This is a genomic window from Bacillus carboniphilus (genome assembly GCF_039522365.1).
GTDB classification, from domain to species: Bacteria; Bacillota; Bacilli; order Bacillales; family JC228; genus Bacillus_BF; species Bacillus_BF carboniphilus.
On sequence record NZ_BAAADJ010000017.1, the window covers coordinates 87237 to 106875 of the forward strand.

Consider the following 19639-nt stretch of genomic DNA (forward strand, 5'->3'; position numbering starts at 1 on the left):
TCCAATTGGATTGCTGCTTTCTCATTATCTAATGTTCTCTGACTCTTTTCCTTTTTCTCCAAATAAAATACGCCGTGACGCCTAGTCCTGCCAGTCCGACCAAAACAGCCTCTCTAAAATAAATTCGAAGAGTATCAATTTCTTCTCCAAACCAGTACCCGATTTGGAACAGGGCCACAGTCCAAACAAATGCTGCAGAATATGCTAGGATTGCAAAAGTTTTATATTTTAGCTTACTTACCCCATATAGAAAAGGCACCAAATTCCTCAATCCAGGTAAAAAATAGCTAAGTGGGAGGGAAAATGTATGATACTTATTCATAAAATTTAGTGAACGGTCTATAGAATGACTAAACCGCTTATATTTTTTCAACTGTAACAGTAGCGGGCTTCCGACACATCTCCCTAAAAGATAAGTAGTAGTTAAGGCACAGACAATACCTAAATAGACCACAAAAAATGCATATCCAATAACTAGAACTTCCGATGAACTAATAAATCCAACCGTCAGAACAATGACTTCATTGGGAATCGGTGCTCCAAAAACACCTAACCAAAGCCACAAAAATAGTCCAACATAACCAAACTGGTCGACAACTTCAGCAATCGATTCTAGCTCCAATTCAGATCCCGCCTAATCTTCCGTTCATATTCTCTTCTTATCATTATTAACTATATTACAACTAGAGATTTCTAACAAACATAATCTCCAAGATTACTAGCATATTATGGAAAGGATTAGTTAACTTCGGGCAGAATGATTATGAAATTAAATAGAATGGAGGGAAATGTAATGTTTCGACGCTCAAGGTACCTACCTCCCTTTCACCCAACATACTATCCGTCTCCATATGGATTGCTACCTTGGCAATCTTTTCATAGACAATTTCTGGATGTGGATCCACATTTATTTGTTGAATCAGCTAAAGTAACAAAGCCCATCCTCTCAGATGTTCAAAAAATACTTGATCGAATAGAAACATCCAATGATTTTTCAAAAAAGCTAATGGATGCAGCACAAAAGTCTAAAATGGACGAGGTGAATAAAATGATTACGAATATTGGTCTCAAAACAATACCAAGAATTGAGTTTAATCCAGAAGGGTTAAAACTGTATTTCTTAGGAAAATCAGGAGAGGCTGACTGCTGTCGTGTAAATATTGTTTTAAGATGGAGATAACACCTATATAGTAATATAGTATGAGACAACTCGGTGAAATAACTCACAATAATGAATACAAAAAAATAGCCCCTCTTGGGCTATTTTTTTAGTAATATGGATAGTACGAATTGTTCGGGTATTGGTAAGGGTTTGGAGGATAAGCAGGCGGTGGCGGTGGATAGGAATATCCATACGGTTGTTGCGGTGTAACAGCACTTCCCAATAATCCACCTAATACTCCACCAAGAAAGGCTCCTCCTGGATAGTAACTAGAACCACCATGATATCCTCCATGGTGACCGCCATGATGGCCTCCGTGATGATGACCTCCGTGATGGCCTCCGTGATGACTTCCGTGATGACCTCCGTGTTGACCATACCCTTTTGGTTTCGGTCTTTGATGCATAGGTAAACCTCCTTTAGTTCGGCTACTACTGGTGCCTACACTACTTGTATATGCATAGGAGGTTTGTACCGCATGGGCTTTACATATATTCAAACTATAGGATTAAGGATGCTAACCATCCGAATACAATTAAAGGTATATTAAAGTGTAGGAACGTTGGCACACAGGTATCCCAAATATGGTTGTGTTGTCCATCAGCGTTCAGCCCTGATGTAGGACCAAGAGTACTATCGGAAACAGGAGAACCAGCATCTCCTAATGCACCTGCAGTTCCTATAAGCGCAATCGTTGCCATCGGACTAAAGCCTAATTCCATACAAAGTGGTACAAAAATAGTTGCAATAATAGGAATAGTTGAGAATGATGAACCGATTCCCATCGTAACTAGTAATCCAACAATCAACATAAGTAATGCACCAAGCCATTGTTGATTATTGATATATCCAGCAGATGCTTCTACTAATGTTTCAACATCACCTGTTGCTTTAATGACATTGGCAAATCCGTTAGCTGCAAGCATAACGAATCCTATGAAAGCCATCATTTTCATACCTTGAGTTAACGATTCATCGCCTTGCTTTCCTTTAACAACTCCAGTTAGGTATAAAAAGGCAATTCCCGCTAGTGCTCCAAAAATCATGGAATCTAAATATAACTGAATACCTAGCGCAACCACTATTGCAATGATAGAAAAGGCAATCGCTTTTTTGTTAATACTTACTTCCTCTAATACAACCTCTTCACTTTGACCATATTGCTTTGGCTTTCGATAAGACACGAAAATAGCTATTAACAAGCCGACAACCAGACCAAATGTTGGTATAAGCAATGCTTTTGGAATATCTGTACTTTGTACCACCATTCCATTAAGAGCCATGTTATCTTTGATGATCCCTTGGAATATTTGTCCGAATCCAACCGGAAGTAAAACATATGGTGCCACTAAGCCAAAAGTTAAAACACTCACCACTAAACGACGATCTAATTGAAGTTCATTGAATAACTTCAATAATGGCGGAATTAAAATTGGAATAAAAGCTATGTGTACTGGAATTAGATTTTGAGAGAATATGGCCATCAACAATATTAGTAAAATAATCAGAGCTTTTAATTTAGCTTTGTTTTGACTTTCTCCCTTTTTGGAAGAAAGCTTTATAACCCATTGAATTAACAAATCAGGAAGACCCGTTTTTGAAATAACTACTGCAAATGCTCCAAGAAGGGCATAACTCAACGCAACACTTGCACTATTTCCAAGTCCTTCGGTAAAAATTTGTACAGTATCATTTAATGAAATACCACCAACGATACCACCCACTAAGGCACCTACTGCCAAAGCAATGACCACATGTATGCGAGCTAAGCTTAAGACAAGCATGATGAGAACTGAAATAACAACCGCATTCATTCTATGAAAACTCCTTTATTTTATACTTTCTATCTATCTTTCACTTTAGTTTGCTAAATTGGTAGAGAATTAAAATACTGTAGAAGAGTATCATAGAAAATACTTTTGTGTCAACAGGGTTGGTTTGTTCATTTTCTTCCAAATTACTTTCTTAAGGGGGGCGTCACCGGAAGACGGGTAGGTTTTATCCGCAGTTATGCATGCGTTATCCAAACGCTGGCGTTTTAGTTAGAACTCTGGTGCGCTTTATCAGAACTTAGACAACCTTTATCAGAACTCAGGCACCTTTTATCAGAACTCAGACACCCTTTTTCAGAACTTAGGCACCCTTTTTCAGAACTCAGGCACCTTTTTTCAGAACTCAGGCACCCTTTTTCAGAACTCAGGCACCTTTTTTCAGGACTCAGGCACCCTTTTTCAGAACTCAGGCACCTTTTATCAGAACTCAGGCACATTTTTTCAGAACTCAGGCACCCTTTTTCAGAACTCAGGTTCCTCCCCCCCAAAAAAAACAAGCCTCCACAGGAGACTTGTTCAGGAATGATTTATTTATGATCAGCAGTGAAGTTCTCAACTAACACAGCCAGTGTTCTAGCCATAACGCCGGTAGCACCTGCTGGACCTAGTTCATAGTCTGCCTTAGATGTAGCCGTACCCGCAATATCTAAATGGACCCATGGTGTATCTTCAGCAAATTGTAAGATAAAGGTTCCGCCCATAATCGCGTGTCCTTCTCTTCCAGGTGAATTATTAAGATCTGCTACTTTACTACTTCTAATCCGTTTTACATCCTTGTCTGTAATTGGGAGACGCCAGATTGGCTCTCCTGCTTCATGTGAAGCTTCTAAAACTTGTTCAAACCACGTTTCATTATTTGTCATAGCCCCTGTGGTATGTGTGCCAAGTGCTACAATGACTCCACCGGTTAAAGTCGCTACATCAACTAAATACCCTGCTCCATGATGTTTCGCATAAGTGATAGCATCTGCTAATACGAGACGACCTTCTGCATCAGTATTAGAAACCTCAATCGTCAGTCCACTCATAGCTGTAATGACATCATCTGGTTTGAAGGCATTACCATTGATCATATTATCTGTAGCTGGAATGACTGCTACCACATTTTGTTCAGGTTTTAATTCTCCGATGATTTCCATTGCACCTAATACCGCTGCAGCTCCACCCATATCTGTTTTCATTCCAACGATACCGTCTTTTGGTTTGATAGAGTAACCGCCTGTATCGAAAGTAACACCTTTCCCTACTAGACCGATTACATCTTTCCATTCTGATTTACCTTGGTATTTTAATACAATCAACTTAGGTGGTTCTGTTGAACCTTGGTTTACTGCGAGCAAGGCACCCATTCCAAGCTTCTCCATGTCTTCTTTTTCAAGAATTTCTTTTTCAAATCCATAGGTTTCTGCTAGATGTGCAGCATATTCAGCCATATCTGTTGCCGTCAGCATATTTCCTGGCGTATTTACAAGTGTCCGGGCAGAATTCGTTCCTTTACCGAAGATATAGCCCGTTTGAAGTGACGCCAACACCTCTTCTTCTTCACTGATTACAGAAACTTGTTCAATATGCTTTTCAGGTTCATTTGATTTTTGTTTATACCCACTATATGTATACGTAGACAATGCAAGTGACTCACCCAAAACAAAACCAGCATCTTCAATAGCCACTGATTCACTCGTGAAGCTAGATAAATCTACACTAATACTCTTAACTTTTCCATTCAACTGTTTAAATAGTTTCCCTAAAGCTTCCTTAATGGTTTCAGTGGTCACACTAGCTTTTTTGCCTAAACCAACTGTTATAATTCTTTTGGTTCCAAAGTTTCCTAACGTGAAAACAGACCCAATCTCTTTACTTTTTTTTGATATCTCACCTGTTTTAATAATTTCTTCTAACTGATTATGTAGTTTACTGTTTACCTCACCTAGAAGACCGTCTAATTGGAGTGGCTGATCCCATAATCCAATCACAAGTGCGTCGTATTGTTGATTCCAGTTAAAATTTCTTTCAATCGTAAACATAAAAACACCTCCGATTTCTATTATAGCTGAGGTTTCTTACTATTTCGACTTTATTGATAAACAAGCTTATACTCCTAAAAAAATATGGTATAATTATAGGAGTTTGTTCAGAAATTATGATTACATACTCCTTTTTGGGCCGCTTTCCGATTCTCCAGGAAAAAACAGCCTTCTTTACATCTATAAATGTTTCAAGAACTCTTATTAAGGTGGACACAACATGGAACTATTTTTAAACTTTCCCCTGGTTGCTGCGATCTCTGCCATTATTTTTGCTCAATTCATAAAAATCCCTATCTCATTTGTTGCGACAAAAAAGTGGGATTGGTCGCTCTTTAATAGTACAGGTGGAATGCCCAGCAGTCATTCAGCTGGTGTAACCGCTTTAACAACAGGGGTGGCCATTGTAGAGGGTGTTTCCTCAACACTATTTGCTGTTTCAACAGTATTTGCCATTATTGTCATGTATGATTCCTCCGGAGTACGCCGGCAGACAGGTGAGCAAGCCATTGCAATCAATTTGTTAATGAAGGATTTCCAAAAGTTAGTTTCTGACGCAAAAAACTGGCCAAAAAGCCCTGAGGAAAAAAGGCAGGAATTAGAGGAAGTACTGGGGCACAAGCCCATTGAAGTTTTTTTCGGAGCAATTACTGGTATTATTTTAGCACTTATACTCGGTTCATTTTTCAGCTAAAAAGCGCGTTCAATCCGCGCTTTTTATTTTTCTTCAATACAATATAATGGTTAGCGAACCTAAATTCCTGAAAGAAAATAGGGTGCTTTATATTGAACTTCATAATATTCATGTAAATTACCTTCATAGATAGGCGTTAGAAAAGGTAGATTTTGTATTTCATGTGGCGCAATTAGAGCATGAGGCTTTCCAAATTGATGAATACCCGCTTGTTCTAAAATAAAGGCAACAAATTGAGAGCAAAAATATCTTTGGTCATGATCAATCGCTATATTTAACACGATACCAAGAATACCAAAGTAATTGTATTTAAAAGCATCTGCGTTCTCTTTCATTTCTTGAACATATTTGTTAATCACCTCAAACTGTTGATCTGTCACCGTTAGAGAGCACAGTAAACAACGAATGTGAGGCTTCCTTGCAAATATCCCCTGTTTAGGATGTTCCTGTACAAAGCCACCTGATAAAGGATTGTTGAGTTTTTTCCTTCCGAAGCTATACATTTCCTTCAAATCGTTAGATAGAACGATGGATACATGGTTGTATTCAGCTTTTGTAAACAGGCGAATGGACTTAGCAATCCAAGTCTCTGGATCTGTAAAAAGAATATAAATTTCTTTCATAAATTACCTCTAAATAGTTTTAATGAGATTCAAATAATTTCATAAACTGGATATCAAATGGAATTAAAAACAAGCTATCTAAGTATACGATAAAATCATTCATTTGTTTTCTATTTTTACAAAATTTTTTTCTTATCTTAATAAACGAAGGAAAATGATAAACCACTCAAAAAAAAAAGAAAAACTCACTGAAAATCAGTGAGCAACTGTTAGCAATTTATTTAATTGATATCTAGTTCCGATTTGCTTTTGTGTATTGATAACGGAAAACTTGCATCGCTTCGTTTTCATTTAATGTTTGAAGCTCGACCTCAGAAAGAGAGCCGTCTCCCATTTCAACAACATAAACGTCAACTGTCTTCTTACCCCATTGGTTATATACATCATCCACTGTTTCAAAAAATAAATCTAGTTTATTCCCTTTAATTGCTGAACCCTTGTCCGCTACAACGCCATAACCGTAACCTGGAATAAAGAGTATGGTTCCGATTGGAAAAACACGTAAGTCTGCTGCGACCGTAGAATACAAATCTCTTTTAACCTTCACACCTGAATAAGTAATCCCGTATAATGGATGTCCTGGATTTTTTCCAGTTGACTCAACCCCTGCAGTGTAGCCAGTGGCCACCACCGTTCTTTTCGGGTATTGGGACCAGTCTATGGCATCCTCTAAATTTGGGGTTTTAGTTACCACTGGTGCTGATGATGAAATAAATTTATCCAAGCTTGCTCGCTTATTTAAATACTTATAAGAAAGCCCTAGCGCACGGAATTGATGATTATTAAATCTACCATTTTCAAAATGATCACGTTCAATATCTAACTCAGTAATCCACGGGGACACCATCACTCTGGCTTGTGCTCCTGAAACAAACTGAAAGGTTGTCATTAAAGCTAAGATCACTAGTAACGTCATTAAAACTCTTTTAAACAAGTTATTATATTTTTGCATCTAGATTTTCACCCTCCCTGACATATTCCTTTCCGTTTTGACAGGAAATTATTCATGAAGGGTGAAATTTATTGAAAAGTTAGAATAATTTACATATAGAATATGCTGTTCTCTAAATAAAAAAAGTGACCATTTGGCCACTTTTTACTTAAAACATCCGATATCCTCTTTTTCTTAAGGAGATAATCACAATCCCCGCCGTAATAGCTCCTAAAAATCCGCTAGTCAGTATAATAATATCCAAAATATGTAAGTTTATTAGATCTCCCCAGAGCAAGGAAAAGCTTTCGCCTGGTGATGTAAAATACTCGATAAACCGAACATCATCTATGATTAAAATTGAAATGACTGGGAAAAGAAAAGCCATAATCCAGGACATTCTTAAAAGCATGTTTAGTAAGAATCCAATTCCAAAAAATAGAACAAAAAATAATACAACAGATATGATAATAGCTGGAATACTCATTGCATCCATTGGCATTCATAGCACCTCTTTCTTCTTAACAGTATTAAGTGTAATGAAAGAAGTCTTTTCCGTCAATGGAACTACTATTCTAACTATGAACGTTTTGAGAACATTTAAGAACACAAAAAAAATTCCGTTATTCAACGGAACGAGTGTATAGTCGCATTATGATTCCAAGAAGTTAGCAAGCCTCTTTTTTCTTTCCACTACCGCCACAGCAAGGACAGGTTTCGGATCCCCCTAGTAGGAGTTGAAAATAGCCTTTTCCTGAACAATACACACATTCTTTAGTTTTTAGATTTAACATGTTGATCATCTTGATGTCACCCCTTTTGAGATTTGATTGAGGATAACTATATCAGGATTTTTTTTGAAGGAAAAGTTCAGTAAACAGGCACAATCAGCGATGTAAACGCATTCAATAATAGATTGCTCTTGTTTTCATTAAATTTCTTAATTTTTCAAAATATTATAAAAATAGATGGTAGGATGAATATCCGAAATGATCTCCCGGGTTAGACTGGTAATCTCCCTTCAAAAGCGCAGTCCCCAATTGGTTTGCAAAATGCTTGACTAAGAGGGAAGAATCAACTGACTCCACCAATATTTTGGGGTCAACAAATGCTGCGGTTGAGATCTCTTTTTCTTGAATCGTGATGGTTGTATCAGATGCCTTTAGTTTAAAAATAATTAAGTTGTCACTGATCGTTTCTTTTATAACTCCTGTTCGAATACCAATACATCCCTCGATTTCAGCACGAATTCCTGTTTCCTCTTGGACTTCTCGTATAGCTGCTTGGTCTAATGTTTCCCCTTCGTTAACAAACCCTGCAGGAAACGACCATTGTCCTTTTAGGCCACTATATCTTTTTTTAACTACCAAAAACCTACCTAAATCGTCCGTTACAAGTCCTGAAACACCTAACCAGACATTTCCCCTTTTCATAAAGATTCTCCTTTCTTAATTAGTAAATATGTAAAAAAGGCTGTCGCTTTAGCAACAGCCTCATTTAAGTCTCATTTTAGAAAAAGTTAAATTTGCCTTTTTTCAGGACTAGTCCAGGGCCACCAATCATGTAAAGTGCACGGTTATCGACTACTTTCTTCATGAATGCAGCTTTTGATCCAACAATCTTCTTGCCGAATACAATACCTACAGCATCATCCTCACCAAGAGAACATACAGTTCCTTTGTTATCAAAAGTAAACTCTTCTAGTTGCTCCTTACCACGTACTAAGGCAGCAATATTCTTTGCACAAAGTTCACCTTGTTGCATGGCAATTTGAGCTGTTGGAGGGTATGGACGGTTGATTTCTTCGTTAATCATTAGAGAACAGTCACCGATGATGAATACATCGCTATGACCTGGAGCTTGTAGTGTTTTTTCAACCTTTACGCGTCCACGCATAGCTTCAAATCCTGATTCTTCAATAACTGAGTTACCTCTTACACCAGCTGCCCAAACAACTGTTTTTGCTTTAATTTCTTCTACCTCATTTTCACCTTTAGCAACAATAATGCCTTCTGGCGTAGCTTCTTTAATAGCTGTACCTATTCTAAATTCTACACCTTTTCTCTCAAGGTAGCTCATAGCGTAATCCACTAGCTCTGGATCAAACCCAGGTAAGGCAGATGGCGCTGCTTCTACACAGATGATTTTCACTTTGTGATAGTCTACATCATATTCCTTACATAGCTCTGGAACACGATTTGCTAACTCACCTAAGAATTCAATTCCTGTAAAACCAGCTCCACCCACAACTATTCTTAAACGAGTATCATCTTTTTCTTCTTCATTGTGGTAAGTAGCAAATTGATATTCAATATGCTCTCTAATTTGTCTTGCTTTATTTACGTTCGAAATAGAGAATGCATATTCATTTAGTCCTTGAATTCCAAACGTTTCAGATTCTGCACCTAATGCTACTACTAAATAATCATAAGCAAGCTCTTGACCTTCAAGAATCACTTTCTTTTCTTCAGCATTCACTTTTTGAACACTATCTTGAATGAATGTAACCTTGTTGCGATCAATAACGCTTGAAATATCGTAACGTACTTTATCATGATGTAATGTCCCTGCAGACGCTTCATGCAACCATGTTGTTTCATAATGGTAGTCATGTTTGTTCACTAAGAAAATTTCTGCTTCATTTACTCCTAGTTGCTTTTGAAGACGAGTGGCAACCATAAGTCCACCGTATCCAGCCCCTAGAATAACAATGTTAGGCTTTTTCAATTGAATCACTTCCACCTTTTCTATTTATATTTTCTTAAACAGGGCCATTTCATGTTACCAGATTATATAAATTACTTTGTGATGATTTTCACGAATAATGGCAAAAAAAATCTATAGCTGAATGCATAGCCCTATGTAATACACACGGAATAAATACTACTTATTCTGAGTATCATTTAAAGATAATGTACAACCTGAAAAAAATTATCAAAAATTGTCATAAAATCTTAACAAACTGTACGATTCCATCATATGACTTTTTCATAGTATTTTCAAGGTTGTAAACCTTTTTTAGAATATTAAGAAAAGTAAAGTTTGATAGGACTTGTATGTATATGAAGGAAAGCAATCTATGGTATGATAATGATTAGTAAAGTTGATAAACGGCAAGGAGGAGAAATAATGGATCAGACAGTACATGATATTACTGTAATTGGTGGAGGTCCAACTGGTTTATTCACCGCATTTTATGGAGGTATGAGACAGGCTTCTGTCAATATTATTGAAAGTTTACCACAACTGGGAGGACAGTTATCTACACTTTACCCAGAAAAATACATATATGATGTCGCAGGATTTCCAAAAATTCGTGCACAAGAGTTAGTTGATAACTTAAAGGAGCAAATGTCCCGCTTCGATATAAAAACAAGCTTGGAGCAATCCGTTCAAAGTATCGAAAAACAAGAAGACGGCTCATTTAAGTTAATTACTGATAAAGAAGTTCACTATTCAAAGAGTATTATTATTACAGCAGGTAATGGTGCCTTTCAACCAAGACGACTTGAACTAGAAAATGCATCACAATATGAAGGTAAGAACATGCATTACTTTATTGATAACCTTCAAGCATTTGCGGGTAAAAGAGTGGTTGTTTTCGGTGGAGGAGATTCAGCAGTTGACTGGTCCTTAATGCTTGAGCCAATTGCAGAAAAAGTTACCATTGTCCACAGACGCGATAAATTCAGAGCACACGAACATAGTGTAGAAAACTTAAAGAATAGCTCTGTTCAAATTATGACACCATACAACCCTGTTGAGTTAATCGGGGATAATGACGAAATTAAACAAGTTGTATTAGAGGATACTAAAGGTGAAGGCAAAGAAGTCATTGATGTAGATTCTGTCATTGTAAACTTTGGCTTCGTTTCTTCCCTTGGCCCAATTAAAGATTGGGGATTAGAAATTCAAAGAAACTCTATTGTCGTCAACTCGAAAATGGAGACTAATATCCCTGGTATCTATGCAGCTGGTGACATTTGTACGTACGAAGGTAAAGTGAAACTCATTGCAACTGGATTTGGTGAAGGGCCGACTGCAGTTAACAATGCAAAATCCTTTATCGATCCAAAATCACGCGTACAACCACTTCATAGTACTTCTCTATTTAACGACTAATATGAAAACGGCTGCTCACTGAAGGTGACCATCCGTTTTACTTTAGATTATAGATTAGCAATTCTCTGGCGTTCCTTGGTTTTGTGCAGTTCTGAAGGATGATCCACAACCACATGAAGCAATAGCATTTGGGTTGTCAATCGTAAATCCTCCACCCATCATGGATTGTTTGAAATCAATTTTTGTTCCTCTTAAAATTCCAACACTTTCTTTATCTACGACGACATTAATACCATGCTGTTCGAAAGTGACGTCTTCCTCTTTAACTTCTGAATCTATTCCCATGCCATAAGATAGTCCACTGCATCCGCCACCTTTAACTCCGACACGAAGGTATGCAGCTTCCTCACCATGCTCTTTCAACATATCCTTAATTTGAAAGGCAGCCGTTTCAGTGATGATAACAATTTGATCCAAGTGAAACCCTCCCTTTTTTATTTATCATATGCTCATAGCTGTATGAGCGAGTACACGTTTTAAATTGGTTCACTTATATAAACTAGTATAACGTGATTTAGTATTGGACGACAACTTTGTTGATTTATTGATTTTAACAAAGGCTGTTTTCAAAAGATAAAAATAGATCACCCTATCACTAGGATGACCTTTAATGAATTAAAACATCGGATTTTCCTCTAGATATGCGTAAATATTATCTACAAGTTCCTGAGGGGTCTCCCCCTTCACAACATCTCCATTTACTAGAGCATATAATGAACTTGCACATTGAGTACAATAACTTAAACAACCATATTCAACAATATCCAAGTTTGGATCTTTTTCTAATATTTCTAACGCTTCATACGCGCCACTTGCTAGATTACTTACACAAAATTCAATAATAGGATTAATCATTTTAAACACCTCTACTAGAGAAATATCCTAAATGTTTTACACTTATTCGTCAATGATATAGCACGCATAACAAGAAATCTTGGAATACTGTTGTCGTTTACCCTAATTTTCGATATACTTTAACATGGTAATTAAGTGTAAACCGCTATCATTTATCTATACTACTATATATATAAAAGCCAGTCTTCTTAGTGAAGCTAAAGGGGAAATCATAATGAAGCAACTAGTTATTCTTGGCGGAGGCTATGGTGGAATGAGAATTCTCCAGCGTTTCTTGCCAAATCAACTTCCGGAAGATGTTCAAATTACTTTAATTGACCGTAACCCTTATCATTGCCTGAAAACAGAGTACTATGCCCTGGCAGCAGGTACAATCTCCGATCACCATGTACGTGTTTCATTCCCAGAGCATCCACAATTAGAAATTCGTTATGGTGATGTAACGAATATTAACATGGATGAAAAAAAAGTGGAAATGCTGAATCAGGAACCGATTCACTATGATGATCTTGTTGTTGGTCTTGGCTGTGTGGATAAGTATCACAACGTTCCGGGTGCCGACCAATATACGTACAGCATACAATCTATTGAGAGTTCAAGAAGAACTTATGAAACACTCAATAACCTACCTGCTAATTCTGTAGTTGGCGTTGTTGGTGGTGGACTAAGTGGAATTGAATTAGCTAGTGAGCTAAGAGAAAGCCGTCCAGACCTAAGAATCCGATTATTTGACCGTGGTGAAATTATTCTCTCCTCTTTCCCAAGACGCTTGAGTGAATACGTTCAAGGTTGGTTTGAAACACATGGCGTTGAAGTCATCAACAAGGCTAACATTACAAAGGTTGAACCCAATATTCTTTATAACAATGGCGAACCAAACCCTTGTGATGCGATTGTTTGGACGGCGGGTATTCAACCGAACCCAGTTGTTCAAAAGATGGAAGTAGAAAAAGATTCGCAAGGACGTGTCGTATTAACTCCTCATCACAATCTTCCAGGTGATGAACATGTATATGTACTTGGTGACTGTGCAAGCTTACCGCATGCCCCAAGTGCCCAATTAGCAGAAGGACAAGCTGAACAAATTGTTCAAGTTCTTCAAAAGCGTTGGAAAGGCGAACCGCTTCCTGAAAAACTACCTCGTATCAAACTAAAAGGTGTTCTTGGTTCATTAGGTAAGAAACACGGATTTGGATTGGTTGCAGAAAGAACGATCACTGGACGATTTGCTCGTTTACTTAAGTCCGGTGTGCTTTGGATGTATAAATACCATAATGGATGATTTTTTAGACCGTGCCAGATAATGGCGCGGTTTTTCTATTTACGATAGTGACATTATCAGGCGCGCAATCAGCGGGTTCTGTTCCATTTCTTACTTTTTATGGAATATTTGGCACATATTCTTTAACTTCTGTTCCATCATTTACTTTTTATGGAATATTCGGCACACATTCTATGATTTCCGCTCCATTTATTACATATATTGGGAAATACGGAATAAACACTCTCTTTTCTAAGACTGATTACCTATTTTCCCGCATAAAAAAGAGGAACCCCAATAGGTCCCTCTCTCCCCTCACCAGCCTAAGATGCCGAATGATACCCGTACTTCTCCATCTCAGAAAAAATCGTCTTCAAACGCGGGTTTCCTTCCCCAACAATTTTATCTTCAATCAGAACAAGTGGATAAAATAAATCTTCTTCTATCACTCGATTGGCAAATTCTTTTTTCGCCTCATCTTCAGGCGGGTTAAAAATATCGATATATTCTATTTTAAATGGTTGCTCTGGATATTTTCTTTCAATAGCCGCTTGTAACCATTCGTAAGTTTCTTTTGAAGACGGCAAATTGACACAACTTGCACATAGCTGTTCTGCTCCATAAACATAAATGGATAATTGCTTTGTCATAGTATCCTCCCCTAACAATCGCTACTATTATATTACTAGAAGTGGAGGGAATTTGAAACCATCTGACGTTTTTTGGATATAGGAGTTTAGAAATAGATTTTTTTTGGTTTACCCTTTATAATAAGAGGTAAAGAAAGGAGCGATGGGTATGACTGAAGTACAAATGAGAGAATCAGTACAAGAAGTATTAGATAAATTACGTCCATTCCTTCTTCGTGACGGTGGAGACTGTGAGCTTGTAGACGTGGAGGACGGTATTGTTAAGCTTCGTCTTCTAGGTGCATGTGGAAGTTGTCCAAGTTCAACCATCACTTTAAAAGCCGGTATTGAACGTGCGTTATTAGAAGAAGTTCCTGGAGTTGTAGAAGTAGAGCAAGTATTCTAATTCAAGTAAAAGAGCCAACCCTCAAAGGATTGGCTCTTTTTTATATTTTTACTTCTGTCTTTGGCTGCTTCCCTTGAATTACGCGTCTTATGTTCTCAAAGCATAGTTCAATCATGGCTGACCTTGTCTCGATTGAAGCACTACCGATGTGAGGAAGTGCCACTACGTTAGGTAGCTTTAGAAGTGGGTGCTCTCCACTGATTGGCTCTTTTACGAATACATCTAATCCAGCCCCTGCAATCTCTCCCACTTCCAATGCTGCTAGGAGGGCATCCTCATCGACAACTGCACCTCTGGAAGCATTGACAAAAATAGCAGTCCTTTTCATTTTTCTAAATTCTGATTCACCAAACAACCCTTTTGTTTCAGGCGTAAATGGGGTCATACAGACTACGAAATCACTATCCTTAATGAGAGAGTCAAAATCTCGGTAATGAGCGCCTAATCTCTCTTCAGCTTCTAGTTTTCTAGAACGGTTGTAATAAAGAATCTCCATATCAAAACCTGTTGCTCTTTTGGCAATAGCTTCCCCAATTTTACCCATTCCCACGATTCCAATGGTTTTATGGTGAATATCTCTTCCTGCTAGTAAAAATGGGCTCCAGCTTTCCCATTTGCCTTGTTTCACATACTCTGCCGCTTCTACAATTCTTCTTGCGGTCGCCATTAGCAATGAAAAGGTTAAATCTGCAGTAGTATCGGATAGTATGTCTGGAGTATTGCATACTGTGATCCCCTTTTGGTTCGCAGCTTTAACATCGATATTGTCATAGCCAACAGCTAAGTTAGCTACTACCTTTAACTTTTTTCCAAGACTCAACAGTTCCTCATTGATGGGGTCTGATAGCATGGAAAATAGAGCAGATGCATCTTCAACCTCTTTCTTTAAAAAGTCTATAGAGGCTGGTTGTTCTTCCGAGTTCCACATAACAATTTCATATTCATCTTTTAAAGGATTCACAAATTCTTCAGGTAATTTTCTGGTAATCAAGATCTTCACACGATTCACAATTTCCAACCCTTTCAGCTTATATACCTTATCGTATCATGAATCCTTCAAGAAAATCACTTCAAACCCAGCCTAAGCTTGGAATTTTCAATGTACGAACGGGAGCTTCAGCCAGCTCGTAAAACCTTGCTAAAAATAGCTCATAGTCTTGGGTGCCCCTTAATATCGCTTGTAGCTTCTCTTCTTGCAGCTTCCGGTTGTGCTCAGAGTTTGCTAAATAATAGTCTTCTATGCACTCGAAATAATGAAGCGGAAAAATGAGCCGCGCATAAGTTAATCTCCATGAAAATGAAGATAAAACATTGATACTTTGATACTCTTGAAAAAACTGATGTACTCCAGTTTCATAGGTTCTTCTTTGATTCCAGTAATGCTCTCTTGTCCATTCAGAAAGATCTCTACCTGCATGATCAAAAGTCCAGTCAAAAGGATTTTTAATAAAGACCTCTCCACCCCAATTTGAAATCGAAAACTTACGATAACATACTGTTCCTGCATCCACGTCTGTTGGATCATCATCTAGTTCGGTATCCACAAGATACTGAATCGCATTTTCAGCGAGAGCCATGAAATAGGGAAAGGAGTGAATAAATTCTAAGTCAAATTCATCATCTGGTTGAGAAAATACCTTTCCATGATAGACCTTTTCCATTTGATCTAAGCGTTTTTCCCAGAGTTCCTTCCACTGCCCGATTCTGCTGATATGTTCCACTCTTTCCTCAAATAATCTACCTCGGTGATGAAACTTAGCCAACTTTCTTCCCATTTTGGATGTATTGAAAACGCGTAAATGTTCATTATATAAAACAACATAGGGTTCTTCTTGATATTTTCCAATAAATGAACCATTTCTCGCTTGTTTAAAGCGGGCCACCGTTTGGTCACCATGAGCATATAAGTGATTTGACATTTTATATAGTTCTACGAGCTCCGTCTCTTCCCAATTTTGAATAGGAACCATAATATATAGGACACCTTGTGAATAAACTCCATTATAGCGTCCAATTTTAACAGGTTGCTCCCATTCAATATCAAACTGGCTTTTCAAGCTTTGACTATCCAAATCGGGTAACCTCCTTTCGCAGGACAGCTTTTATACCCATATATATGTTAAAAGGATTTATTTCATGAAGTGAAGTGAACAACAATTTTAAAGGAGATGTACTATGAGCGATCATTTAGAAGTACTGGGACAAACAGCAAGAGAGTGGTTACTAGAAAGAGGGGTTACCATCGAAGATATAGCCGATTTAGTTATGTTCCTCCAAAAAAAATATCACGATGACCTTTCGATTGAAACCTGTATTGAAAACGTAGAAAGAGTCTTAACTAAACGCGAGGTTCAAAATGCAATATTGACAGGCATTCAATTAGATCGTTTAGCGGAAAAGAAACTCTTGGATGCTCCGTTACAATCTATTGTAGAGGTAGATGAAAGTCTTTATGGAGTAGATGAAATTTTGGCATTTTCGATCGTAAACGTATATGGTTCAATTGGGTTTACCAACTATGGATACATTGATAAATTAAAGCCAGGAATACTCCAGAAGTTAAATGATAAAACGAGCGGACAATGCCACACATTCTTAGACGATATTGTTGGAGCTATCGCAGCAGCAGCTTCCAGTAGACTTGCCCACAGAACACATGATGAACCATAATAAAGGTCGACCCTTAATGGGTCGACCTTATATGTTGTTCCATTCGTCTAATGACTTTACGGAATAAGTAGGCTGAATATCATAATTTTTTAATTCTTCGAATGATGTCACACCTGTTTGTACATGAAGTGTGTCTATCCCAGCTCGAATACCTGCGAGTATATCAGTATTATAATTATCTCCGACCAAAAGTACGTCTTCCTTGGATAGCCCTATAATTTCTAAGGCCTGAGATATCATAGTTGGTTCTGGTTTCCCAATAAAAGTTGGTTGAACTCCAGTTGAGACTGAAATGACTGATGTTAGTGCCCCATTCCCTGGTAGGAAACCGCGCTCTGTAGGTAAAGCTATATCACTATTTGTAGATATGAAAATGGCACCCTGGCGAACGGCCAGGGTTGCCGTTGCTAACTTTTCATAGGTAACATCTCTATCTAACCCAGAAATAACAATCTCCGGATCGACTTCTGAAAAGATACACCCTGCTGAAAGCAATGCTTCTTGGAGACCTTTTTCCCCAATAGCATACACCTTGGGATTACTCTTTTCTTGAGTGATATAACGTGCTGTTGCCATACTCGTTGTAAAAACATGGTTGGATTCTGCAGGAATACCAAAACCGTTGAGTACTTGGGCAACTTCTTCAGGTGTCTTGGTAGAGTTATTTGTAACAAATAAATAAGGGATTTTAGCTTGGGAGAGCCGTTTAATAAAAGTTACAGCCTCTTTTATTTTCTCTTTTCCCTTATACATGGTGCCATCCAGGTCAATAAGATAACCTTTGTACTTCTTCATAGCGGAATAACTCCTTTAAAGGGGTTTGAAAGCAGAAACAGGTCCAAGTTCATTCGTTAAATAGTCCCGAATTGCTGGTGAAAATGTAGAGAGTACCTCTTTATCTTGTGTAATACATTGGACAATCTCATCATGATTTACCTGAAGGTAATTTTGAACAAGTGGTTTTCGAAACTCAACTAACGTTTTGAGAGCTTGTCCTAACGTTTCATCTACTACCTTTTCATCCAAAAGAATATCAATAATGTCTTCGTAACTACCAGGATCTCTCATAATAAAACCATCGATCATGGCGTTTCCGACATCTAATACAGCTTCAATTAGAATATGAGCAATTCTTTCTAGTGCAGCCTTTTCAATGTTTGTTTCCCATGTAGGAACAACAGAGAAAAGATTTAATTGTCGGTCGTAATGTTTTAAAGTTTCTTCTATTTTTTGACGGTCAACAAAGTACATGGTGACCTTCCTTTCTTTTTAAGCATCTTGACTTATTGTACCATAATCCCTGTAAAAGAACCTATGGAAATGATAATTCATAATAGCTTGTCTATACGAGTCCTGTGACATTGTTTACAATAGAAACAGAAACCAATAGGAGTGGTAAAATGACTGAGCGTTTTTTTCTATATGATGATACTGTTTCAGCGCCCATGAGATTTGTGAGTTTTATGGGAGAACACCAACGTTATGATTTAGGTATTATTCAAACGGATCGATACTATGGAAAATCCATTGTGCTGGATATTCAGGGGAACCGATTTGCCATAATTGGACAAGATGATTTGCAAGAAGAAGGTTACATCGAACATACCTTTCATCTAAATAAGGAAGAAGCAGAGGAACTAACTTCTTTTCTAATGGAGATTGTGTAAAATTGTTAAGGATGATTTCATTTCACTTTGGAAACCTAAGAACCAAAGACTTTAAAGAGGTGAAATTATGCCTGAGCATGATGACAATCAATATCGAAAGAAAAGGACAGAAGCAGAGGAATACACCGATTTTTCAAACGTAGAGACAATGAAAAATTTCCTCGTTCCAGAAACACTTCCTGAAGGCCCATACGGCTCTCCTCGAGGAAAGTACGAACCTGTTGAAAATAAATCTACTCCGTGGGAAAAAGGGCAACGGTACTATAGTGCATTTAACTATGAAAACAAATCTTTACACGAGGATCTTCCACGACAAATGGGCCCTGCCCATCCACCACATGATGATCCTAATAAAGAAAACGAACCACCATATGGTGGAAGTCCAAAATAAAAAAGCCCCCGATTGTTGGGGCTTTTTTATTGTTTGATTCGTTTCGCTACAAAATAAGCGCAACCAAAATTACAATACTCATACAGATACTCTTTCAACGTACTGATTTTATTATCAAAGGTTGCTTTCGGGTTCTGGTCATCAAAAAATCCACGTAACCTAAGCTGTCCATAACCCCAATCTCCTACAATATAATCATATTTTGTTAAAATTTCACTGTATCTTTCACGGAAAGCTTCTTCGTTAAAGCCTTCTCTAAAATCCTCAATGACTTCATACTGAACATTTTGAATGGTTATCATGAATAACACCTCGACATTCTTCTCTCTTCATTATAACGGATTAACCATCAATTACTAAGCAGAAAAATGA

General features: G+C 37.6%; 26 protein-coding genes. 8 read left to right on the plus strand and 18 right to left on the minus strand.

The annotated features are described in order from the left end of the window. Positions 1–28: 28 nt before the first annotated feature. The gene (locus tag ABDZ91_RS08440) at positions 29–622 is read right to left on the minus strand and encodes a DedA family protein (RefSeq protein ID WP_343798041.1); all 594 of its coding nucleotides are present in this window, start codon (positions 620–622) and stop codon (positions 29–31) included. 171 nt (positions 623–793) lie between these two features. On the opposite strand from ABDZ91_RS08440, the gene ABDZ91_RS08445 reads away from it, so the two are divergent. Next, on the plus strand, positions 794–1180 hold the full coding sequence (locus ABDZ91_RS08445) for a YuzC family spore coat inner layer protein (RefSeq protein WP_343798043.1): 387 nt from the start codon (positions 794–796) through the stop codon (positions 1178–1180). An 88-nt stretch (positions 1181–1268) separates the two neighbouring features. On the opposite strand, the gene ABDZ91_RS08450 is transcribed toward ABDZ91_RS08445, so the two are convergent. The 3 genes from ABDZ91_RS08450 to ABDZ91_RS08460 all read right to left on the minus strand — a co-directional run bounded on the left by ABDZ91_RS08450 (position 1269) and on the right by ABDZ91_RS08460 (position 5018). Further along, positions 1269–1568 carry a hypothetical protein gene (locus ABDZ91_RS08450; protein ID WP_343798045.1) on the minus strand — a complete coding sequence of 100 codons (300 nt, stop codon included), beginning with the start codon at positions 1566–1568 and terminating at the stop codon, positions 1269–1271. Between the two features lie 94 nt (positions 1569–1662). After that, positions 1663–2976 (minus strand): Na+/H+ antiporter family protein, encoded by a 1314-nt coding sequence (locus tag ABDZ91_RS08455; protein ID WP_343798047.1) that lies wholly within the window; start codon positions 2974–2976, stop codon positions 1663–1665. A gap of 545 nt (positions 2977–3521) precedes the next feature. Then, positions 3522–5018: a leucyl aminopeptidase gene (locus ABDZ91_RS08460; RefSeq protein ID WP_343798049.1), complete on the minus strand. Its 1497-nt coding sequence runs from the start codon at positions 5016–5018 to the stop codon at positions 3522–3524. A gap of 220 nt (positions 5019–5238) precedes the next feature. Here ABDZ91_RS08460 and ABDZ91_RS08465 point away from each other — a divergent pair, with 220 nt between their 5' ends. Then, positions 5239–5712 (plus strand): divergent PAP2 family protein, encoded by a 474-nt coding sequence (locus ABDZ91_RS08465; RefSeq protein WP_343798051.1) that lies wholly within the window; start codon positions 5239–5241, stop codon positions 5710–5712. A gap of 59 nt (positions 5713–5771) precedes the next feature. On the opposite strand, the gene ABDZ91_RS08470 is transcribed toward ABDZ91_RS08465, so the two are convergent. The 6 genes from ABDZ91_RS08470 to ABDZ91_RS08495 all read right to left on the minus strand — a co-directional run bounded on the left by ABDZ91_RS08470 (position 5772) and on the right by ABDZ91_RS08495 (position 10002). Then, complete coding sequence (locus tag ABDZ91_RS08470) at positions 5772–6335, minus strand: hypothetical protein (protein WP_343798053.1); 564 nt, start codon at positions 6333–6335, stop codon at positions 5772–5774. Positions 6336–6567: 232 nt separating this feature from the next. After that, positions 6568–7287: a 3D domain-containing protein gene (locus ABDZ91_RS08475; RefSeq protein ID WP_343798055.1), complete on the minus strand. Its 720-nt coding sequence runs from the start codon at positions 7285–7287 to the stop codon at positions 6568–6570. Positions 7288–7435: 148 nt separating this feature from the next. Continuing rightward, positions 7436–7768: a YuiB family protein gene (locus tag ABDZ91_RS08480; RefSeq protein WP_425541805.1), complete on the minus strand. Its 333-nt coding sequence runs from the start codon at positions 7766–7768 to the stop codon at positions 7436–7438. A 166-nt stretch (positions 7769–7934) separates the two neighbouring features. Continuing rightward, the gene (locus ABDZ91_RS08485; RefSeq protein ID WP_343798056.1) at positions 7935–8069 is read right to left on the minus strand and encodes a YuiA family protein; all 135 of its coding nucleotides are present in this window, start codon (positions 8067–8069) and stop codon (positions 7935–7937) included. Between the two features lie 153 nt (positions 8070–8222). Continuing rightward, positions 8223–8699 (minus strand): NUDIX domain-containing protein, encoded by a 477-nt coding sequence (locus ABDZ91_RS08490; protein WP_343798057.1) that lies wholly within the window; start codon positions 8697–8699, stop codon positions 8223–8225. Positions 8700–8775: 76 nt separating this feature from the next. Then, positions 8776–10002, minus strand: coding sequence for an NAD(P)/FAD-dependent oxidoreductase (locus tag ABDZ91_RS08495; RefSeq protein ID WP_343798059.1), 1227 nt, complete (start codon positions 10000–10002; stop codon positions 8776–8778). 393 nt (positions 10003–10395) lie between these two features. Between ABDZ91_RS08495 and ABDZ91_RS08500 the strand changes: the two genes are divergently transcribed. Continuing rightward, the gene (locus ABDZ91_RS08500) at positions 10396–11388 is read left to right on the plus strand and encodes an NAD(P)/FAD-dependent oxidoreductase (protein WP_343798061.1); all 993 of its coding nucleotides are present in this window, start codon (positions 10396–10398) and stop codon (positions 11386–11388) included. A gap of 54 nt (positions 11389–11442) precedes the next feature. Here ABDZ91_RS08500 and ABDZ91_RS08505 read toward each other — a convergent pair whose 3' ends face one another. Further along, positions 11443–11805 (minus strand): HesB/IscA family protein, encoded by a 363-nt coding sequence (locus tag ABDZ91_RS08505; RefSeq protein ID WP_343798063.1) that lies wholly within the window; start codon positions 11803–11805, stop codon positions 11443–11445. 198 nt (positions 11806–12003) lie between these two features. Then, positions 12004–12243: a YuzB family protein gene (locus ABDZ91_RS08510; RefSeq protein ID WP_343798065.1), complete on the minus strand. Its 240-nt coding sequence runs from the start codon at positions 12241–12243 to the stop codon at positions 12004–12006. Positions 12244–12457: 214 nt separating this feature from the next. Between ABDZ91_RS08510 and ABDZ91_RS08515 the strand changes: the two genes are divergently transcribed. Continuing rightward, a complete protein-coding gene (locus ABDZ91_RS08515) occupies positions 12458–13525 on the plus strand; it encodes an NAD(P)/FAD-dependent oxidoreductase (protein WP_343798067.1) in 1068 nt (355 codons plus the stop codon). Positions 13526–13827: 302 nt separating this feature from the next. Here the strand turns inward: ABDZ91_RS08515 and ABDZ91_RS08520 are convergent, their stop codons facing one another. Next, complete coding sequence (locus ABDZ91_RS08520) at positions 13828–14154, minus strand: YuzD family protein (protein ID WP_343798069.1); 327 nt, start codon at positions 14152–14154, stop codon at positions 13828–13830. Positions 14155–14296: 142 nt separating this feature from the next. On the opposite strand from ABDZ91_RS08520, the gene ABDZ91_RS08525 reads away from it, so the two are divergent. Next, positions 14297–14539: a NifU family protein gene (locus ABDZ91_RS08525; protein ID WP_425541806.1), complete on the plus strand. Its 243-nt coding sequence runs from the start codon at positions 14297–14299 to the stop codon at positions 14537–14539. 40 nt (positions 14540–14579) lie between these two features. Here ABDZ91_RS08525 and ABDZ91_RS08530 read toward each other — a convergent pair whose 3' ends face one another. After that, the gene (locus ABDZ91_RS08530; RefSeq protein ID WP_343798070.1) at positions 14580–15548 is read right to left on the minus strand and encodes a 2-hydroxyacid dehydrogenase; all 969 of its coding nucleotides are present in this window, start codon (positions 15546–15548) and stop codon (positions 14580–14582) included. Between the two features lie 61 nt (positions 15549–15609). Then, the gene (yutH, locus tag ABDZ91_RS08535; protein ID WP_343798072.1) at positions 15610–16611 is read right to left on the minus strand and encodes a spore coat putative kinase YutH; all 1002 of its coding nucleotides are present in this window, start codon (positions 16609–16611) and stop codon (positions 15610–15612) included. A 103-nt stretch (positions 16612–16714) separates the two neighbouring features. Between yutH and ABDZ91_RS08540 the strand changes: the two genes are divergently transcribed. Then, complete coding sequence (locus ABDZ91_RS08540) at positions 16715–17209, plus strand: phosphatidylglycerophosphatase A family protein (RefSeq protein ID WP_343798074.1); 495 nt, start codon at positions 16715–16717, stop codon at positions 17207–17209. Between the two features lie 27 nt (positions 17210–17236). Here the strand turns inward: ABDZ91_RS08540 and ABDZ91_RS08545 are convergent, their stop codons facing one another. Continuing rightward, complete coding sequence (locus ABDZ91_RS08545) at positions 17237–18004, minus strand: TIGR01457 family HAD-type hydrolase (protein ID WP_343798075.1); 768 nt, start codon at positions 18002–18004, stop codon at positions 17237–17239. Between the two features lie 15 nt (positions 18005–18019). Beyond that, positions 18020–18460 carry a DUF86 domain-containing protein gene (locus ABDZ91_RS08550; protein ID WP_343798077.1) on the minus strand — a complete coding sequence of 147 codons (441 nt, stop codon included), beginning with the start codon at positions 18458–18460 and terminating at the stop codon, positions 18020–18022. A gap of 149 nt (positions 18461–18609) precedes the next feature. Here ABDZ91_RS08550 and ABDZ91_RS08555 point away from each other — a divergent pair, with 149 nt between their 5' ends. Both ABDZ91_RS08555 and ABDZ91_RS08560 read left to right on the plus strand, forming a co-directional pair. Then, positions 18610–18876, plus strand: a complete 267-nt coding sequence (locus ABDZ91_RS08555) for a DUF3055 domain-containing protein (RefSeq protein ID WP_343798078.1) — start codon at positions 18610–18612, stop codon at positions 18874–18876. 67 nt (positions 18877–18943) lie between these two features. Then, positions 18944–19267, plus strand: coding sequence for a cytosolic protein (locus ABDZ91_RS08560; RefSeq protein WP_343798080.1), 324 nt, complete (start codon positions 18944–18946; stop codon positions 19265–19267). A gap of 26 nt (positions 19268–19293) precedes the next feature. On the opposite strand, the gene ABDZ91_RS08565 is transcribed toward ABDZ91_RS08560, so the two are convergent. Then, positions 19294–19569: a YutD family protein gene (locus tag ABDZ91_RS08565; RefSeq protein ID WP_343798082.1), complete on the minus strand. Its 276-nt coding sequence runs from the start codon at positions 19567–19569 to the stop codon at positions 19294–19296. Positions 19570–19639 lie beyond the last annotated feature (70 nt).

Coding starts and splice junctions, on each gene's coding strand:
- ABDZ91_RS08445 (WP_343798043.1), top strand. CDS start 794: ATGTTTCGACGCTCAAGGTACCTACCTCCCTTTCACCCAACATACTAT.
- ABDZ91_RS08450 (WP_343798045.1), bottom strand. CDS start 1,568: ATGCATCAAAGACCGAAACCAAAAGGGTATGGTCAACACGGAGGTCAT.
- ABDZ91_RS08455 (WP_343798047.1), bottom strand. CDS start 2,976: ATGAATGCGGTTGTTATTTCAGTTCTCATCATGCTTGTCTTAAGCTTA.
- ABDZ91_RS08460 (WP_343798049.1), bottom strand. CDS start 5,018: ATGTTTACGATTGAAAGAAATTTTAACTGGAATCAACAATACGACGCA.
- ABDZ91_RS08465 (WP_343798051.1), top strand. CDS start 5,239: ATGGAACTATTTTTAAACTTTCCCCTGGTTGCTGCGATCTCTGCCATT.
- ABDZ91_RS08470 (WP_343798053.1), bottom strand. CDS start 6,335: ATGAAAGAAATTTATATTCTTTTTACAGATCCAGAGACTTGGATTGCT.
- ABDZ91_RS08475 (WP_343798055.1), bottom strand. CDS start 7,287: ATGCAAAAATATAATAACTTGTTTAAAAGAGTTTTAATGACGTTACTA.
- ABDZ91_RS08480 (WP_425541805.1), bottom strand. CDS start 7,768: ATGCCAATGGATGCAATGAGTATTCCAGCTATTATCATATCTGTTGTA.
- ABDZ91_RS08485 (WP_343798056.1), bottom strand. CDS start 8,069: ATGATCAACATGTTAAATCTAAAAACTAAAGAATGTGTGTATTGTTCA.
- ABDZ91_RS08490 (WP_343798057.1), bottom strand. CDS start 8,699: ATGAAAAGGGGAAATGTCTGGTTAGGTGTTTCAGGACTTGTAACGGAC.
- ABDZ91_RS08500 (WP_343798061.1), top strand. CDS start 10,396: ATGGATCAGACAGTACATGATATTACTGTAATTGGTGGAGGTCCAACT.
- ABDZ91_RS08510 (WP_343798065.1), bottom strand. CDS start 12,243: ATGATTAATCCTATTATTGAATTTTGTGTAAGTAATCTAGCAAGTGGC.
- ABDZ91_RS08515 (WP_343798067.1), top strand. CDS start 12,458: ATGAAGCAACTAGTTATTCTTGGCGGAGGCTATGGTGGAATGAGAATT.
- ABDZ91_RS08520 (WP_343798069.1), bottom strand. CDS start 14,154: ATGACAAAGCAATTATCCATTTATGTTTATGGAGCAGAACAGCTATGT.
- ABDZ91_RS08525 (WP_425541806.1), top strand. CDS start 14,297: ATGGGTATGACTGAAGTACAAATGAGAGAATCAGTACAAGAAGTATTA.
- ABDZ91_RS08540 (WP_343798074.1), top strand. CDS start 16,715: ATGAGCGATCATTTAGAAGTACTGGGACAAACAGCAAGAGAGTGGTTA.
- ABDZ91_RS08545 (WP_343798075.1), bottom strand. CDS start 18,004: ATGAAGAAGTACAAAGGTTATCTTATTGACCTGGATGGCACCATGTAT.
- ABDZ91_RS08550 (WP_343798077.1), bottom strand. CDS start 18,460: ATGTACTTTGTTGACCGTCAAAAAATAGAAGAAACTTTAAAACATTAC.
- ABDZ91_RS08555 (WP_343798078.1), top strand. CDS start 18,610: ATGACTGAGCGTTTTTTTCTATATGATGATACTGTTTCAGCGCCCATG.
- ABDZ91_RS08560 (WP_343798080.1), top strand. CDS start 18,944: ATGCCTGAGCATGATGACAATCAATATCGAAAGAAAAGGACAGAAGCA.
- ABDZ91_RS08565 (WP_343798082.1), bottom strand. CDS start 19,569: ATGATAACCATTCAAAATGTTCAGTATGAAGTCATTGAGGATTTTAGA.